Annotated in this window: 20 protein-coding genes; all 20 read right to left on the bottom strand. The window is 48.6% G+C overall.

Translation table 11 applies throughout. From position 1 onward, the window contains the following. Window positions 1–213 carry a hypothetical protein gene (locus BN871_RS04455; protein WP_021877354.1) on the bottom strand — a complete coding sequence of 71 codons (213 nt, stop codon included), beginning with the start codon at window positions 211–213 and terminating at the stop codon, window positions 1–3. A 35-nt stretch (window positions 214–248) separates the two neighbouring features. Then, on the bottom strand, window positions 249–461 hold the full coding sequence (locus tag BN871_RS04450; RefSeq protein ID WP_021877353.1) for a hypothetical protein: 213 nt from the start codon (window positions 459–461) through the stop codon (window positions 249–251). After that, a complete protein-coding gene (locus BN871_RS27435; RefSeq protein ID WP_021877352.1) occupies window positions 458–595 on the bottom strand; it encodes a hypothetical protein in 138 nt (45 codons plus the stop codon). Before BN871_RS27435 ends, BN871_RS04450 begins: the two co-directional genes overlap by 4 nt. A 36-nt stretch (window positions 596–631) precedes the next feature. Next, window positions 632–1,132, bottom strand: a complete 501-nt coding sequence (locus BN871_RS04445) for a hypothetical protein (RefSeq protein WP_048744810.1) — start codon at window positions 1,130–1,132, stop codon at window positions 632–634. A 30-nt stretch (window positions 1,133–1,162) separates the two neighbouring features. Beyond that, the gene (locus BN871_RS04440) at window positions 1,163–1,699 is read right to left on the bottom strand and encodes a VanZ family protein (RefSeq protein WP_198158005.1); all 537 of its coding nucleotides are present in this window, start codon (window positions 1,697–1,699) and stop codon (window positions 1,163–1,165) included. Window positions 1,700–1,756: 57 nt separating this feature from the next. Beyond that, window positions 1,757–2,710, bottom strand: a complete 954-nt coding sequence (locus BN871_RS04435; protein WP_083436232.1) for an LCP family protein — start codon at window positions 2,708–2,710, stop codon at window positions 1,757–1,759. Beyond that, window positions 2,710–3,855 carry a nucleotidyltransferase family protein gene (locus BN871_RS04430; protein ID WP_021877348.1) on the bottom strand — a complete coding sequence of 382 codons (1,146 nt, stop codon included), beginning with the start codon at window positions 3,853–3,855 and terminating at the stop codon, window positions 2,710–2,712. Before BN871_RS04430 ends, BN871_RS04435 begins: the two co-directional genes overlap by 1 nt. Window positions 3,856–3,865: 10 nt before the next feature. Further along, window positions 3,866–5,203: a UDP-glucose/GDP-mannose dehydrogenase family protein gene (locus BN871_RS04425; RefSeq protein WP_048744808.1), complete on the bottom strand. Its 1,338-nt coding sequence runs from the start codon at window positions 5,201–5,203 to the stop codon at window positions 3,866–3,868. A gap of 16 nt (window positions 5,204–5,219) precedes the next feature. Continuing rightward, window positions 5,220–6,596: a sugar phosphate nucleotidyltransferase gene (locus BN871_RS04420; RefSeq protein ID WP_021877346.1), complete on the bottom strand. Its 1,377-nt coding sequence runs from the start codon at window positions 6,594–6,596 to the stop codon at window positions 5,220–5,222. Continuing rightward, window positions 6,562–7,458 carry a dTDP-4-dehydrorhamnose reductase gene (gene rfbD / locus BN871_RS04415; protein WP_048744807.1) on the bottom strand — a complete coding sequence of 299 codons (897 nt, stop codon included), beginning with the start codon at window positions 7,456–7,458 and terminating at the stop codon, window positions 6,562–6,564. Before rfbD ends, BN871_RS04420 begins: the two co-directional genes overlap by 35 nt. After that, the gene (rfbB, locus tag BN871_RS04410) at window positions 7,451–8,473 is read right to left on the bottom strand and encodes a dTDP-glucose 4,6-dehydratase (protein WP_048744806.1); all 1,023 of its coding nucleotides are present in this window, start codon (window positions 8,471–8,473) and stop codon (window positions 7,451–7,453) included. Before rfbB ends, rfbD begins: the two co-directional genes overlap by 8 nt. 14 nt (window positions 8,474–8,487) lie before the next feature. Then, window positions 8,488–9,033 (bottom strand): dTDP-4-dehydrorhamnose 3,5-epimerase, encoded by a 546-nt coding sequence (gene rfbC / locus BN871_RS04405; RefSeq protein ID WP_048744805.1) that lies wholly within the window; start codon window positions 9,031–9,033, stop codon window positions 8,488–8,490. A 17-nt stretch (window positions 9,034–9,050) separates the two neighbouring features. Then, window positions 9,051–9,800 (bottom strand): sugar phosphate nucleotidyltransferase, encoded by a 750-nt coding sequence (locus tag BN871_RS04400; RefSeq protein ID WP_021877342.1) that lies wholly within the window; start codon window positions 9,798–9,800, stop codon window positions 9,051–9,053. A gap of 66 nt (window positions 9,801–9,866) precedes the next feature. Further along, window positions 9,867–10,772, bottom strand: coding sequence for a lipopolysaccharide biosynthesis protein (locus tag BN871_RS04395; protein ID WP_269745404.1), 906 nt, complete (start codon window positions 10,770–10,772; stop codon window positions 9,867–9,869). Beyond that, window positions 10,766–11,239, bottom strand: a complete 474-nt coding sequence (locus BN871_RS30105) for a lipopolysaccharide biosynthesis protein (protein WP_374725874.1) — start codon at window positions 11,237–11,239, stop codon at window positions 10,766–10,768. Before BN871_RS30105 ends, BN871_RS04395 begins: the two co-directional genes overlap by 7 nt. A gap of 109 nt (window positions 11,240–11,348) precedes the next feature. Further along, window positions 11,349–12,425: a glycosyltransferase gene (locus BN871_RS04390; RefSeq protein ID WP_048744803.1), complete on the bottom strand. Its 1,077-nt coding sequence runs from the start codon at window positions 12,423–12,425 to the stop codon at window positions 11,349–11,351. 69 nt (window positions 12,426–12,494) lie between these two features. After that, entirely contained in the window at window positions 12,495–13,310 is an 816-nt protein-coding gene (locus BN871_RS27430) for a hypothetical protein (RefSeq protein WP_157060195.1), read from the bottom strand. 149 nt (window positions 13,311–13,459) lie between these two features. After that, on the bottom strand, window positions 13,460–13,780 hold the full coding sequence (locus BN871_RS27425) for a hypothetical protein (protein WP_157060194.1): 321 nt from the start codon (window positions 13,778–13,780) through the stop codon (window positions 13,460–13,462). A 174-nt stretch (window positions 13,781–13,954) separates the two neighbouring features. Next, window positions 13,955–14,302, bottom strand: coding sequence for a glycosyltransferase (locus tag BN871_RS26535; protein WP_198158004.1), 348 nt, complete (start codon window positions 14,300–14,302; stop codon window positions 13,955–13,957). A 313-nt stretch (window positions 14,303–14,615) separates the two neighbouring features. After that, window positions 14,616–15,602 (bottom strand): right-handed parallel beta-helix repeat-containing protein, encoded by a 987-nt coding sequence (locus tag BN871_RS28190; protein ID WP_232312808.1) that lies wholly within the window; start codon window positions 15,600–15,602, stop codon window positions 14,616–14,618. Window positions 15,603–15,658: the final 56 nt, after the last annotated feature.

The raw sequence follows: 15,658 nt of genomic DNA, 5'->3' as shown, positions 1-15,658 counted from the left end.
TTACTTCGGACCGTCGTAACGGTCCAGATACCCGAGCGGCTTGCTGCAGCCGCAGGGAGGATTGCCCGGATTGGAGCCGTAGAACAGCTTGCAGATGAACGGCTTCATCCCTTGGCTGACGCACCATTTGTAGAACCAGTTGTTGCTGATATTGACCGTTCCGAACTCGACCGTCTGATGCATAAGTACAGCTGGAGCCATATACGGCTTCATTGACATCCACCTCATCCAAAAAGCTGATCATCAACTTATTTTTTCGGAATCCAGCCTTCCGGGAAATCAAGCGGAGTCGAGATGCCTGATGCTCCTTTGGGGCCGATATTGCCATAAAACAGCCTGCAAATGAACGGCTTGAAGTTATAGCACTTGCACCATTCATAAAAGAAATTATTGCTGATATTGACGGTGCCGAACTCAACCGCCTGATGCATGATGATCCGGGGAGACTGATACGATTTCATGACACCCACCTCGCGTCCTTGAAGCTGAACTGCTTGTAGAAAAAGTTGTTGCTGACGTTGATGTTGGCCGTTCCGAATTCAACGGATGGATTCGGAATGACAGTAGGAGGATTGCAAGCCTTGCTATACTCCACCTCCTTTCTCCAATTTACGATACATTTTGTATCACGTCAAGAGGATTCCTTCAAGGAATTCCCTTGATATGACCAGAGGATCTTCCATTCATCGCCTTCCTTCGCCGCGTAGACCGTCTGCTCGAGATCGAAAGCGCCAAAGCTGCTCTCATAGAGCATCGTCACCGGCACGGCATAGACCTCCGGCAGCGCCGGACTGTCCTTGCTCATACGCCAGCCGCTCACCGTCTTGCCGCTTCCGAGCTTGAAGCTGAAGGTGTCGACGCCGAAGTCCTGCATGAATACATGGGCCCGCTTCTGGATGTAGCTGTCCTTGGTGAAATGCTCCTTCATCTGGGAATGGAACAGCTCCCAGGACCCTCCGAAGTTGCCCTCCCGCTCCATCGTGTAGAAGCTCTCCACGACTTCGCGGGCGTCCCCCGAACCGTTTCCCTCCGCCAGTACCGATATGCCCCTGACCAGCATCCAGGCCATCAGCAGCCCGGCTGCCGCAAGCAGAAGCTTGAAGACCGGAAATCTCCTTCTTCTCCGGAACAACGACATGACCCCCTGTCCGCCAAAAGTGCCTTAGAATATGCGGCCGGACAAGGATCTAGACCAGCGGAGGCCGATCGAGCAGCTGTATAGAATGAAGACCCCGAGGCTGCCGCCGATCAGATCGATCAGCACATCCTCGGGGTTCGGGGTACGCATGGTTGAGAATTGTTGGTTCAACTCGTCGCCGCAAGCGATCAGCAAAGTGAGCGCGACGACGTTGAACAGAAGAACCGGCGGATAGATGCGGTAGCACCGCTGCAGAGACCAGGCAATTCCCGCAAGCACCGCATAGACGAACAGATGCGCCGACTTGCGGAAGATGAACTCCAGGACGTCGTAAGGATCGGCGGCCGTGTCATACTCATGCCGGTTGTAGGTGAAACCGAGGCTGGGCAGGAGCGCCGCCGCCTGCTCGGCGCTGAAGCTTCTCTCCAGCGCGGGTTTGATCGTCTGCGTCTGGTAGGACTGGGAGGAGAACAAGAAAATAAGGGCGATCCAGGCTCCCAAGGATAACCATAACACCGGCTTCAGCCATGCTGTGCCGGCAGCAGACGGATTCTTGGCCATCGCTGGCGCGCAGGCTCCTTTCATAGGCGGAGATCCCCTTTCCTTCCATGGACTGTATTAATTCAATGAAGGCTGGACTTCCTGCTCCTGATGCTTCTTGAGCAGCTCGTGGATCTTGTCCCTCTCGCCTTGATCGACAATGTAATACCAGATTCCGTTTATCATCCTGCCTTGGCCGCTGATCTCCTGCTGCTCGATCTTCTCGATCTTGGGCCGGTAATTGATCAGCATATCCTTCATCGTGTCGAAGGAAATGTCCGTCTTCACGTTGCTGCCGATCTCCTCCAGCATGTCGCTGGCCTTCGTCAGGCTGCTGACCGTAAGAGCATTCTTCATCACCTGCTGGATGATATCGCGCTGGCGGGCCGTGCGGCCGAAGTCGCCTCGAGGGTCGTCGTAGCGCATGCGTGAATAGGACAGAGCAAGCTCTCCATTCAGATGGAGCTCCCCTTTATCAAATTTGTGTCCCTCGTAATCAAATGCGAAAGGATTCGTGACCTTAACGCCGCCAAGCAGATCCACGACTTTAGCAAACCCCTCCATGTTGACCTTCACGTAGTAATCCACAGGGAAATCCAGGAAGCTCTCTACCGTCTGCACGGACATATTCACGCCTCCGAAGGCATAAGCGTGGTTGATCTTGTCCTCGACATCGCGGCCGACGATGGTCGTTCTCGTATCCCGCGGAATGCTCACCATAAGCAGGTCGTTTTTCTGCGGATTTGCCGCGAGCAGCATCATCGTATCGGAGCGGCCTTGATCGCCGGGACGTTGATCGACACCCATTACGAGTACGGTGAAGGGCAGATTATCCGAGTTCACGGCTTTCGCCGTTTTGGTCACACCCGGATCCTTGCTGACGTAATTCGTGCGGCTGGTCGGCTCATAAACCTTGTGGGCCGTCCCTTTCAAGTTGTTGTAGAGGTACCAGCCGAAGCCGACGACGGCCAGCCCTGAAACGAGCAGGACGGAAAGAACGGAAATCAAAACCCGCTTTTGAATGATGCTCATCAGATGTCATACTCCTTTGTTCCGGCTCTCGCCGCGCCGCCTCCGAATAAGTTCCGCAGCCGGATCCGGTAAATTCGTGTGTACAGGGACAGCAAAGAGCCGCCCTTGTCTTCCCTGAATTGGGAACGCGCGTAGTCGCGGGGCGGCAGGAAAAGATATCGCAAATGATTCAGCATCGCTCCCGCGGAATCATACATGACGAAGATCGACAGGAGACGAAAGAAATAGTACCGACGGCTTTTGAGGCCAAGACCGGCTTCCCTCATCAGTTCTTCGTTCCAAAGCGGCCATCTTTTCCGCTCCGGCAAAGGCTTGATTGTTTCCAGCGATGGACATAGGGAATAGACCAGGGACAAAACCGTTATCAGCTTTGAGTAGTTTCCGTCTTTTCGAGCACGAGCCGTCATCGTTGCCCATCTGAGGGAAGGAGCCGTTTCGACAACAAGCCGCGCTACATCGAGGATATATTTCAGCGACAGCATCTGATGGTTGAAGCCGTGCAGGCAGATATGATACAAGCTGTCTTCGTCGGACAGCTCCCTCACCCCAGCATAACCCGGATAGGGCTGAGACCTTTCCCATAACCCTCCGGTATCCGTATCCGAAGCATGAGACCGGAGTATGTCCCAGTGGAGCTCAACCGCAAGAAACGGGAACATCGGATTGTCATAGAACTTATTGAACAGAAGATGGAAGTGGTCGCTGTCTGGACTGTCATCCTGTAGGAAGTCCATGCCGGACAGCAGCTTCGATGCTCTCTCCAAATCCTGCGGACGCACAAGCAGATCCAAATCGGTCGTCGGCCTTGCGGCGAAATGGCCGAAATATCTTTCTGCCATTCGAATCCCCTTGAGGGGGATGACAGGAATTCCGGCCGCATCAAATGCCTTCAGCAGCTTCTTGAGCTCCGAGCGGATCAGCATGTTCTGGAACAGGACCCGATCCGATTCCGCCTTGAGCTCGCTCTGCAGCCACGAGGGGACCAGGTCCATAAGGTCCATACGCAACAGATGGTAGAATTGGGTCCCCGTGAACGAATCCTGAATATCCGCCCAAGCCTCTCTCCAGTTCTCCTCTGTCATTCCATTCAAGGAATGCCGTCCATGAATCCGGTCCAGCAGCTTAACCGCTTCGCTTCTGTTCATAAGTCCTCCGTTAAAATAAAAGTGCGGGGCTTTGCTCTTTTACGCCTTTGTTCAGGTTCGGCCTGCCGACGGAATAATAGATGAAGGAAGTATCCGCGAGTTCTTCTTCGGTGAATTGATTTCTTCCGTCAATAAGAACGGGCCGCTTGAGCAGCGTCTCCAGTCTCGAGAGCGGGAATTCACGGAACTCGGCCCACTCCGTAAGCAAGCAGAGGGCATCCGCCCCAGAAGCGGCCTCTTCCGCCGAGGAGCAGTAGTTGACATCCGGTGCATTCAGCTGGCTGCGGAAGTTGTCTTGGGCGACAGGATCATAAGCACGGATCTTTGCCCCTTTATTCAGCAGGGCTTGAATAATTTCGAAGGCCGGCGCATCCCGCACGTCATCCGTCTCCGGCTTGAAGGCCAGCCCCCAGATAGCGACCGTTCTGCCGCCGAGCTCGCCAAGAGTGGCTTCCAGCTTGCGGATGACGTTGAACCGCTGATCGCGGTTCACATCCACGACCGACTTCAGCAGCTTGAATTCGTAATCCACATGTCCGGCGATCTGAATAAGAGCTTCGGTATCCTTGGGGAAGCAAGAGCCTCCATATCCGATGCCCGCCTTGAGGAAGGACGGCCCGATCCGATTGTCGTAACCCATGCCTTCCGCCACCAGCGTCACATCGGCTCCGACCTTCTCGCAGATGTTGGCGATTTCGTTGATGAAGCTGATCTTTGTCGCCAGGAAGGCATTCGAGGCGTACTTGATCATCTCCGCGCTGCGGATATCCGTTACCAGGATTTTGTCCGTAAGCGGACGGTGAAGAGCTTTGAGCCGCTCCTTCGCCATGACGCTGTCAGCGCCAATGACGATTCGATCCGGGTTGAGCGTATCCTTTACCGCAGAGCCTTCCCGCAGGAATTCGGGGACCGATGCGATGTCAAAATGATGGATCGAGTATTCAGCCAAAATGGAACCGATTTTTTCGTTCGTCCCTACCGGAACCGTGCTCTTCGTGACCACGATTTTGTAGCCGTTCATCGCCAGCGCAATTTCTTGCGCGGCTTGCTTGATATAGCTTAGATTCGCCTCTCCATTCGGAAGAGACGGAGTGCCGACAGCCAGAATCACGATATCCGATTGCTGGACGGCCGCGACCAGGTTCGTCGTGAAATGGAGCCTCCCCGCTTCGGTGTTTCGTTCGATCAGCTGTTTCAACCCCGGCTCGTAGATCGGCACCTCGCCCTGCTTCAGCATGTCGATTTTGGCCTCGATCTTATCCACGCAGACCACTTCGTTGCCGAGCTCGGAGAAGCATACCCCCGATACGAGGCCGACATAGCCCGTTCCAATGACAGCCAGTTTCATCCCTCTATCCGCTCCCTTATCCGATATGCTGCACATATTGCAAGATGTCTTCCCAGCTCATGCACAGCCGGACGATATCCTCCTCGACCAGCTCCTGGCCGCTCTGGACTTCGATCATCTCCAGATTCGTGACGGCTCTGACGCTATGCATCATTCCTGCCGGAACGAGCACCACATCACCCGGTAGAAGCTCCCGATGCTTGCCGTCCAGGATGAGCTCGCCGCGGCCGGAGGTGATCGTCCACACTTCGCTGCGCCGGGTATGATACTGATAGCTGAGGTTCTTCCCTTCCGCGATGCAGATTCGTTTGGTCAGCACTTCGCGGCCGTCTTCGTACTTGACGTAGTCGACCACCTTGTATGAACCCCATCGCCGTTCCTCGAACATAGGCCTCTGATCCTGACTGCCATTGACGTCCTTGATCCGCGAGCTCACGGACTTCTCCGATACGAGGATGCCATCCGGGCTTGCCGCTACCACGATACCCGACAACCCCATCACCGTAATGGGAATGTCGAGCTCATTGATAAGATGCGTATCTTTGCAGTCCTCGGTCACAATCCCTTTGCCGATCACACTGTCTTCCATCTCGTCGGTCAGGCTGTTCCAAGTACCCAGATCCCTCCATATGCCCTGGTAAGGAGTGACGACCATGCGGTTTAGATTCTCCACCACCTCATAGTCAAAGCTGTTCTTGGGAAGCTTGCGGTACTGCTTCACCATCTCGTCGTAGGAGATCGGGAGATTCAGCGAGATAAGCAGGTTGATGATCCGGTCCAGCCGGAATGCAAAAACCCCGCAGTTCCAAAGCGCTCCCTGCTCAATCAGAGCAGCGGCTTCTTCCCTCGGGGGTTTTTCCTTGAACTTATTTACCTGTTGATATTTATGCTCGGCATTTCTGGATTCATGAGGAACGATATAACCAAAGTTTTCGGAAGGTTGATCCGGAACGACACCGATCAAGGCGAGCTCGGCATCCGTTTCCTGAATCGCCTCTTCCAGCTTCCGGATGGATGCGTAAAAGGAGTCATCCACATAGGGATCGACCGGCATCACCGTGACCACTTCATGCAAAGATACGCCCACGACCGAGTACAGATAGACAGCAGCCAACGCGATAGCCGGGAAGGTATCCCTTCGCTCCGGTTCCACAATGATCGGAACGGCAGCCCCCAATTGGCTTTGCAGCACTTCGACTTGAGAGCGGCTGGTGGCGATATAGCTGTCGCCGGCCAAGCCTGCTTGCGCCAATTGCCGCCATACCCGCTGCACCATCGACTCATTCGCTCCATCCTCCCGCTTGAGGAGAGGGAGAAATTGCTTGGAGCGCAAATCATTGGAGAGCGGCCATAACCGCTTACCCGATCCGCCCGACAGCAGTACGGTTTTCATCGTTACCCTCCTCTGATTCCAGCGCCAGGAATTCCTTCAATCCCTCTCTCCAGTTCCGCATGGGCGGGAACCCGTTCTCCGACAAGGATTGGTGCCGCAGAACGGAATAGGCCGGCCGCTGAGCGGGACGAATGAATCGACTGCTGTCTACCGGAGCAAGCTCCACCTTCATGCCGGCTTCCTCAAAGATCGCTTGGGCAAATTCATACCATGAACAAGAACCCGAATTAGACACATGATAGGTTCCATAGTGATCGGATTGAATCAATCGCAACACACACTCGGCCAAATCGACCGTAAATGTAGGACTCCCGAACTGATCCTCAACAACGGTCAACGGTTTCCCTTGGCGGCCCAAATTCAGCATCGTCTTGACAAAGTTAGAGCCGTGAAGGCCATATACCCATGAGGTGCGGACAATAAAATAGCGTTTCGCCGCTGCCTTTACAAGCGTTTCCCCCAACAGCTTAGAGGCGCCGTATACGTTGATCGGGTTCGTCGCCGCAGATTCGGGAATCGGCTCGACGGCAGTTCCGTCGAACACATAATCCGTGCTCACGTACACAAGCTTCGCTCCAACGAGTTCGGCAGCTTCCGCCAGATATCCGGGCCCATGGCCATTCACTCTCTCAGCCAGCTCACGCTCCGTCTCGGCTTGATCCACCTTGGTATAAGCACCGCAATGAACAATAATATCCGGCTGCAAAGCTTCCACGACTTCCAGAACTTCGCGCCGATCGGTGAAATCCAGCTTCTCTCTGCCGAAGGCGTGGACTTCATATCCCGCTTCCGACAAGAGAGAGGCCATATCCATACCCAACTGGCCTTTGGCGCCTGTTACGATCACCCTTGTCTCAACCATGCGCAACGGGCTGCCTATACCGGATATCGTAGCTTTTGAGATATTGACCCGATTGGATATCCCTCCACCACTTCTCGTTAGCCAAATACCAGTCGATCGTTTCCACTATTCCGGTCTCAAAAGTGTACTTAGGCTTCCAGCCAAGCTTCGTTTCCAGCTTCTCCGGATCGATGGCATAACGGCGATCGTGGCCTAGACGGTCTTCCACGTAAGCGATCAGATCCTTGGATTTGCCCAGGCGCTCCAGAATCAGCTCCACGATCTGGATGTTGGTCCGCTCGTTATGACCGCCTATATTGTAGATCTCGCCGGGAAAGCCCTGATGCAGGACCAGATCGATAGCAGCCGCGTGATCCCTCACATGCAGCCAATCCCGGATGTTGAGTCCATCCCCGTAGACAGGAAGCTGCTTGTTGTCGAGAGCGTGGGTAATCATGAGCGGTATCAGCTTCTCCGGGAAATGATAGGGCCCATAATTATTGGAGCAGCGGGTAATATTGACATTCAAGCCATACGTTTCATGGTAGGCGCGAGCAAGCAGATCACCCCCTGCCTTGCTGGAGGAGTAGGGACTGTTCGGAGCCAGCGGCGTCTCCTCCGTGAAGTATCCTGTTTCTCCGAGAGAACCGTACACTTCATCCGTAGAGATCTGGATATACTTGCTTATTCCGTACGCTCTTGCAGCCTCCAGCAGAACCTGTGTCCCGGAAATATTGGTCGTTACGAAAATGCCGGGGTCGCTTATGCTCCTGTCCACGTGCGACTCGGCTGCAAAATTGACGATAGCGTCGATGCGGTGTTCTCTCAGCAGATGCCGGACAAGAGCTTCATTGCAGATATCGCCTTTTACAAAATAATAATTCCCGCTCTCATCGAGATCCGACAAGTTATCCAGATTGCCGGCGTAAGTAAGCTTGTCGATATTAACGATCTTGTACCTAGGATGCTCTTCGTGCATATGACGGATGAAGTTGCTGCCGATAAAGCCGGCGCCGCCTGTGACCAGTAGGTTCATCTCTCTACAACTCCCTAAAAGTTATGTTCGGCTTCGTGAAATCCAGGATGGATCTTATCCTTATCCGAGAGAACGAATCGATCGGAAGGCCAGTCGATTCCAAGTGCCGGGTCATTCCACAGAATGCCGCGGTCATGCTCCTTGGAGTAATATTCATCCACTTTGTATACAACCTGAGTATTGGAGACGAGGGTACAAAAGCCATGTGCAAATCCGCGAGGCACGAGAAGCTGCCGCTTATTGTCTTCGCTGAGAATGAATCCTTGCCACTCTCCGTACGTAGCCGAACCCTTCCTTAAATCCACCACCACATCATAGATAGCACCGCTGATTGCACGCACCAGCTTGGTTTGAGCCTTTGGATTCAGCTGATAATGAAGCCCCCGAAGCGTTCCCGCCTCTTGGGATAAGGAATGGTTATCTTGAATGAAGCGATGCTCGATTCCTGCTGCTCTGAATGTTTCTTCATTGTAGCTTTCCGTAAAAAAGCCCCGATTGTCACCGAATACATCGGTCTCGACAATCAGGACTCCCTCGAGCTTGCTTGGTATGATTTTCATTTTTGATCCGGTCCCCTCTACACGGATGCCAGCTTGCGGCCGAAGTTCAGATCGAAGGTATGGTAGCGGACAAGCTCATTGGCATGGGCCCAGGACTCATGCGTACCCGCATCCGTCCACCATCCATCCAGTACATCGTAGGTGAGCGAGCCTTGCTGAATATAGGCATTGTTGACATCCGTGATCTCGAGCTCGCCGCGTCCGGATGGTTTAAGACCTTTTACGATCTCAAACACATCGTTGTCGTACATGTAGATGCCGGTTACAGCCATTGAGCTCTTCGGCTGCTTCGGCTTTTCTTCAATGGATCGAATCAATGTTCCGTCCAGCTCAGCAACGCCATAGCGCTCCGGATCGTGAACTTCCTTGAGGAGAATCTTCGCCCCTCTGCCTTGACGCTTGAAGTTCTCCACAAATGGCCTCATGTCATCCTGGAAGACATTATCGCCAAGGATGACCGCCATCGGCTCGCTTCCAATGAAGCTGCGCGCCAGTCCGAGAGCTTGCGCGATGCCTCCAGCCTGATCCTGTACCTTATAAGAGAAGCTGACGCCGAATTCGAATCCGCTGCCCAAAAGATTAACGACATCGCCCATATGGTCACGTCCCGTGACAATGAGGATGTCGTCGATTCCAGCTTCTTTTAATTTGTAGATCGAATGGTAAATCATGGGGTACTGTCCAACCGGAAGCAAGTGTTTATTGGTCACCTTGGTTAGTGGGTAAAGTCTGGATCCTGTTCCGCCTGCTAGGATGATGCCTTTCATTTTTCAACACTCCTCAATCTTTTTTTGGATCTTATTAATTCAATAAAAGTAATCTCTTTTAAAAGACTAAGTGTGATAAGATAAATCAATAAAAAGATCAACCCACAAATTGTTATATTTACAATATGAACATCGCCTAGAAAAGTTCGAACAAAAAAAAGCCAATACAGCTGCAAAGATGCTTGAGGAAAGAATATTAATTAAAGACCTACCATTCAATTTCCATTTAATCGTTCGAAATGAGAATAGATACACCATTAGTGGATAAGTTGTCAAACTAATAGCGCTGGCAATAGCTGCTCCCTGATATGAGTATGTTGGGATAAGAATTATATTAAGCACAATGTTAACTACTACACAGATAATCACAAAGATTAGCATTGTTTTAGTTTTGTTTTTAATTTCAAAGCCCTTGTGTCCATACATACCGAAATTCCACATAATGAGACCAAACATCATATAAGGGAGAATGGAAGACCCGCTCTGATATTGAACTCCAAGTAAAAAGGATGTAACGTCTCCTTTTAAAATTGTGAGGCAAATAAAGATAGGGAAAATAATTAACAAGTATACCTTAGAGAAGACTGATACAATTCGTTGAATCTCTTCATCATTGGATGAAGTAGCTACATTCATGATTATTGGATGTGCAGCCATCAAAAGCGGAGTACAAAACAAACCAACTGAAGCAGAAACAACTGAGTAAGTTGCAGTATAAATCCCCACTTCTTGTGTCGTATGATAATATCCGAGCATGTAGCGATCCACCAGATTGAGAAGGGAATTTCCAATGAACCAACCAATCATAGGAAACCCGTAGCTTACGAATGTCTTAATGAATTCCTTATTTGTCTGTGTTAACTTGAGCTTGAAAATGAATCGGGTCCCTGTCACTCTCATCATTGGAACCAAAAGTATGATTTGGGCCAAAAGCATCCCCATGAAAATACTGTCGGTGCTTTTTTTTAACAAAAAAAACAAATGAGGAGAGAGAATCCGAATTTTAGAACGGCATTAATAAGGTTGAAGCGCCGATACTCTCCAGCTCTATAATCAGATTGAAGAATAGTTGATATTAATACAAATAACATCTGTGTAATAACAATCAGGATAACTGTAGCATAAAGAAAACCATTTAATCTGAGAAGAAACTCCGAAAAAGGAATTAGGATTATAAAGAGTAAAGTTCCATACGTCATAAAGGACAATAAGAAATTAAGATGCTCGTTAAATTCCGGTAATTGATTACCCTCTTTGAAAACAGGACGAAACCTTTGAATGGACTGTTGAATCCACTGTGTGATTAGCGTGGATACGAACATGATTGTACTGAGCACGAGAGAATAGTGACCGTAATCAGATGGATTAAATATTCTCGTAAATACGATTATATTGACCATTCCAAGCATAGCAGGAATAATAATTGCAGGGCCGTATATAAAAACATCTTTTTTTTAGTTTTGTCATTACCCTCTGAAGAACAGTAGGTGGCGTATTCATCTCTATAGTTGAACTGGGATTGGTTTGCACTTAATGCACCTTCAATCATTAGGCTGAAGATTCAATTAGAATCTTTTCAAAAAATAATGAAATATCATTATGGTTTTTACCATCTTCAATTAATTTAGTCACTGAAATGGCTATTTTCTCTCGTAAGGCTCTGTTTTCTTTCAAAAGAAGTATATTGTCGGCTATTTGTTTTCCTAGATCATCTCTTTCATATACCAAAAGAATATTCTCACCCCCATCAAACATGGCTTCAATTGCCGGTGTCCGTAGAGTGATAATTGGCTTTCCGCATGCTGCCAATTGGTATACTTTATTCGGTATCACTCGTTTCACTTTTTCACTTGCTCCAAATATGCCCAATCCCACATCAGCCTTTGCAATATCAAGAGGGAGTGTCAAATACGGTTTAGAATCAATAAAGTTTATGTTGTTTAATTGGTATTCAGTTGCAAGTTGAATCATGTTTTCTCTTGTTTGTCCGGATCCAATTAGAGTAAAGCGAATATCCTTATGGTCCTTAAGAATATTCGCTGCTTCGATAATATGTTCGATACCATGCAGAGGGCTAAAACCTCCATAGAATAAGATATTGAATATATTCTCTTGGGAATAAAAAGACATTGGTTTAAAAATATCTTCTGCTCCTACTGGAATCACGATCATCTTTTTTGAACGCACTTTGAAAAAAACCTCAAAAAATTGCTTGTGATTTTCTGTATCACAAATTATTAAATTTGATAGCTTTAAACATAACCAGTCATTTAAATAAAATCGAAATGCTCGCAGTGAAATTTTTGAAGCTAGTTTTCTATCATTAACTAATGTGTCATAATCAGAAATAAGCATATCTGTAACTATTTTCTTTCCAGTAATTCTAAAAATAATTAAAATTAAAGGTGCATTTACTTGATTGAAAGCTGGAATATAGATTATTTTCGTGTCCACAGAAATGATAATCTTTACAATCAAATAAATAACATGAATGACACGTCTCAAAAAAGATGTCTCTGGAATCTCGAAAGATCGGAACTTAAGGCGTGTATGATTTAATAACACCCTGTTTCGCGAATAATCCAGTTTCCATCCTATCATTGCAAAATCAACTTTTTCTCTCATATGCCTCCGACAACCCATTTGTATTACTTATATTTATCGATTTTGATTTTTGCTTTTTAATAATCTCGTTCAGCACAACAGCAAAAAACATAAAAGAATACGATAAAAAAATAAGGAAGACGCAAAAGCATCGAAAGATACTCTATGAAACCACATCATTGAAGGAAGAATAATGATCGCTTGCCTAAGTTGATTTAACTTAGCAATAATCATGCCTATAAGTGCAAATACAGCTACTACTAAAGGTATGCTCCCTAATTGCCATGCTTCTGCAACAGGAGAAAAGCCGAAGCTCATCCCGTGTTGTGCCTGCCACGGATAATAGTTTTCAACAAAAAACTTATCTGAAGAGAATTTAGTTTGACCGAAAAGTAATTCAAATAAAGAAGAAGGTAAAAAGCTAAAGCCCTCTAATACATAAGTATTAATAGGCCATTCCGTAGAATGCTCTCTTCCTACAACATCCATTGTTACCCTAAAGGCTCCTCCGGTTTCTCCACGATTATATGCCCATTCCCATTTTTCATAGGAACTTAAAGGTTTCTGAAATAAAATACTCCCTCTCAGATTGGTGAACAATGGTGACATTACTAATAAAATAAAAAATAAAATTAATGTCTTTTTATAAGGAGATGTAATAATTCGTTTTTTGGAAAGAACAAGTAATATTGCAGGTAAGCAAACGAAAAGAACATCTCCCCTGGCTCCGAATCCAAAAATAAGGAAAATAGCTAATGCTATAACGAAGCCGATAAAATAATTTAATTTCTTTACCGTTCCCGCAGTAATTAACAACCCAACACTTAAAATAGTCTGCCATGGGAAACTTAGACCATTACTTGAACCGTCTTTCTGGAAGTTAGCTATTCGATTTTCAATTCCCAAGGCTCCTATTCCTCCCAGGGATTGAACACGGTATACAAGTAAAGCAAGACCTAGTAAAACTAATACCATTCCCGTTTCAAATTTAAAAGAATAACCTAAATCGGTTATGGTTGTTTCTGAATCTTTATTGTAGCGAAGGACTATTTTCTTCATAAAAACAAAAAAAGAAAAGTGCAGGTGAAATTAGCAACAGCATAAATTATTGTGGTTTGAAATAATGCTTCTGTTGGTTTTTCCAAACCTAATAAATAATCCATTGGATACATGGCCGACCAAAGAAATAGACTTCCGAAGAACCAAAAATCGACACTTAAAAATGAATTTTTTCTTTTTATAGAGGTTAAAACTACAATTAGTGGAGAAAGCAGTCCTATTGAGATTAAAATCCAAACCAGTCTTTCTCCGGAAAGATAAAAGAATATAAGCGACATCAATGCAACTAGCAAATAATTTTTATAACGGTTTTTCATAAACACCTCTTTAATAACTTGTAATTGATCTGTTATTTTCTAGATAAGCAATATTAGAATTAGAATTCCCCTCGTCGTAGACCAATTCAAGCAAATTCATCATATGTTCTATCTGAAATTTTTTTTTCAAATAGAATTCGACTATTTTCGGAAAAATACTTAGCTAAACTGGGGTTATTCATAAGATCGAGAATTTTTTTGTACTCCATCATGGACTTTCTTTTTCTCAAACAAGAAGCCGTTATAACCATTTTCAACAACCTCATTATTGCCTATGACATTAGTAGCCACCAAGGGAAGACCAAAATTAAGAGCTTCCAATACCGAATAAGGCATTCCTTCATAAAGTGATGTAATTAAATAAATATTAAATGTTTGAACAAAATCTAATGGATTTTTTTGAAATCCAGTAAGTATTATCCTACCTTGGAGATTATGCTTATTGATCTCAGCTCCATCAAAAAAGGCGCGCCGCCTGTAAGCGGTGCGCCCTGCATTTCGCCGACGGATGCCCGTAGGCAAGGAGATAAGGAATCCTTGCCGCGGCGGCCATTCCGGTCGCGGAACGTATAGAGGCGCATGATTACAGGAACGTAACCGTGCGCCTGATGATTAACGGATCATCAGCGAGGCATCGGATTACGCTTGGTGCGAGCATCGTCAGGTTTGATCATTGCAAGTGCCATGCTTCGCATCCGTAATCCTCCTCAAAGGGCGTTCAGCCCCATCCTTTTGCTCCGGTCCATACCCGAACCGAAGACCACTTTGCCAATGTATCATCGCTCCGCCAAAAAAGTCAATGGACTTGAGCCGGTTAGTTTGATTATAGGCAATTTCAACCTGCGCCCACATCGCCGGCGTACAGATCGCCGGAAGGACTGCGCTCATTGTTGGAAGCGTATGCCTGCGTGCCGGAGGCGGCATTGATGACATAGCCGGCCGGGCCGTCCATGTACACCTTGTTGCCCGAAAACCGGTTGTTCACGCCCCATCCGTCCACGATCTTGTGCAGCTGAAAGGCGTCCAGCAAGGCGGCATTTCCATTCCGGTAGCCGGTATTGCCCCGGACGACGGCGTCGTTTCCTTTCACATCGATGAAGCTGTCCGCATAATTGGCGCCGCTGATGCCCGTTCCGTCGAAGCTGCAGTTCTCGACGACCGTGCGCAGCGTCCGTTCCTTGATGTCCACATGCTCGGCGCGAACGTTGGGACCGAAGCGGACGCCGGAGATGACGGTATCATAGACGGCCTGATTGTAGCTGGCTCCCTCCGCAGAGCCGACATAGACGCCTTCGCCGTAACCGGCCCCCGTCACACCGGTATCGTGGATCCACGAATCCTCAATGCGGCCGCGCGAGCTGCCGTCACGGAAGTGAACGCCCTCGTAGCCGATGTTGTACACTTCCACGCGCGTAATCAAGGAATCGTTGGACTGATCGAGGATGATGCCTTTTTGGGCATTGGTGAATTTAAGGCTGCTGACGATCCAACGGTTCCCTTTGATGTTCAGCGCATATCCCGAACCGGCGGAGTAGCCGGACAGGATCGCCGGATTCGAGGCGTCGGCGCTCGTCAGGACGATCGGATTGGCGGCCGTCCCCTGCGAACCGCTGGAGAAGGACCCCGTGTACGTGCCCGCCGCCAGCTCGATGCGGTCTCCGGCGGCCGCATTTTTAAGCGCGCTGCTGAGACAGGACGAAGCGCTGCAGGAAATCGTGCGCAGCGGGACCGGAGTCGCCGCTCCGGCTCCTGGGGCCGCCGTCGGCCGGACGGTAGGGGTCGGAGACGGGGATGCGGTCGGAATCGAAGTGGAAGATGGGATCGGAGATGGAGATGGAGATGGAGATGGGAGATGGAGTCGAGGTCGGCACCGGGGTC

Origin of the sequence: Paenibacillus sp. P22, from assembly GCF_000469945.2 — a bacterium.
Lineage (GTDB): Bacteria > Bacillota > Bacilli > Paenibacillales > Paenibacillaceae > Paenibacillus_O > Paenibacillus_O humicus.
This window is presented reverse-complemented; position numbering and strand designations above follow the sequence as displayed.

Bases quoted from the DNA above. Each gene is read 5' to 3' on its own strand.
- BN871_RS04455 (WP_021877354.1), bottom strand. From the start codon at position 213: ATGAAGCCGTATATGGCTCCAGCTGTACTTATGCATCAGACGGTCGAG.
- BN871_RS04450 (WP_021877353.1), bottom strand. From the start codon at position 461: ATGAAATCGTATCAGTCTCCCCGGATCATCATGCATCAGGCGGTTGAG.
- BN871_RS04440 (WP_198158005.1), bottom strand. From the start codon at position 1,699: ATGGCCAAGAATCCGTCTGCTGCCGGCACAGCATGGCTGAAGCCGGTG.
- BN871_RS04435 (WP_083436232.1), bottom strand. From the start codon at position 2,710: ATGAGCATCATTCAAAAGCGGGTTTTGATTTCCGTTCTTTCCGTCCTG.
- BN871_RS04430 (WP_021877348.1), bottom strand. From the start codon at position 3,855: ATGAACAGAAGCGAAGCGGTTAAGCTGCTGGACCGGATTCATGGACGG.
- BN871_RS04425 (WP_048744808.1), bottom strand. From the start codon at position 5,203: ATGAAACTGGCTGTCATTGGAACGGGCTATGTCGGCCTCGTATCGGGG.
- BN871_RS04420 (WP_021877346.1), bottom strand. From the start codon at position 6,596: ATGAAAACCGTACTGCTGTCGGGCGGATCGGGTAAGCGGTTATGGCCG.
- rfbD (WP_048744807.1), bottom strand. From the start codon at position 7,458: ATGGTTGAGACAAGGGTGATCGTAACAGGCGCCAAAGGCCAGTTGGGT.
- rfbB (WP_048744806.1), bottom strand. From the start codon at position 8,473: ATGAACCTACTGGTCACAGGCGGCGCCGGCTTTATCGGCAGCAACTTC.
- rfbC (WP_048744805.1), bottom strand. From the start codon at position 9,033: ATGAAAATCATACCAAGCAAGCTCGAGGGAGTCCTGATTGTCGAGACC.
- BN871_RS04400 (WP_021877342.1), bottom strand. From the start codon at position 9,800: ATGAAAGGCATCATCCTAGCAGGCGGAACAGGATCCAGACTTTACCCA.
- BN871_RS04390 (WP_048744803.1), bottom strand. From the start codon at position 12,425: ATGAGAGAAAAAGTTGATTTTGCAATGATAGGATGGAAACTGGATTAT.
- BN871_RS27425 (WP_157060194.1), bottom strand. From the start codon at position 13,780: ATGAAAAACCGTTATAAAAATTATTTGCTAGTTGCATTGATGTCGCTT.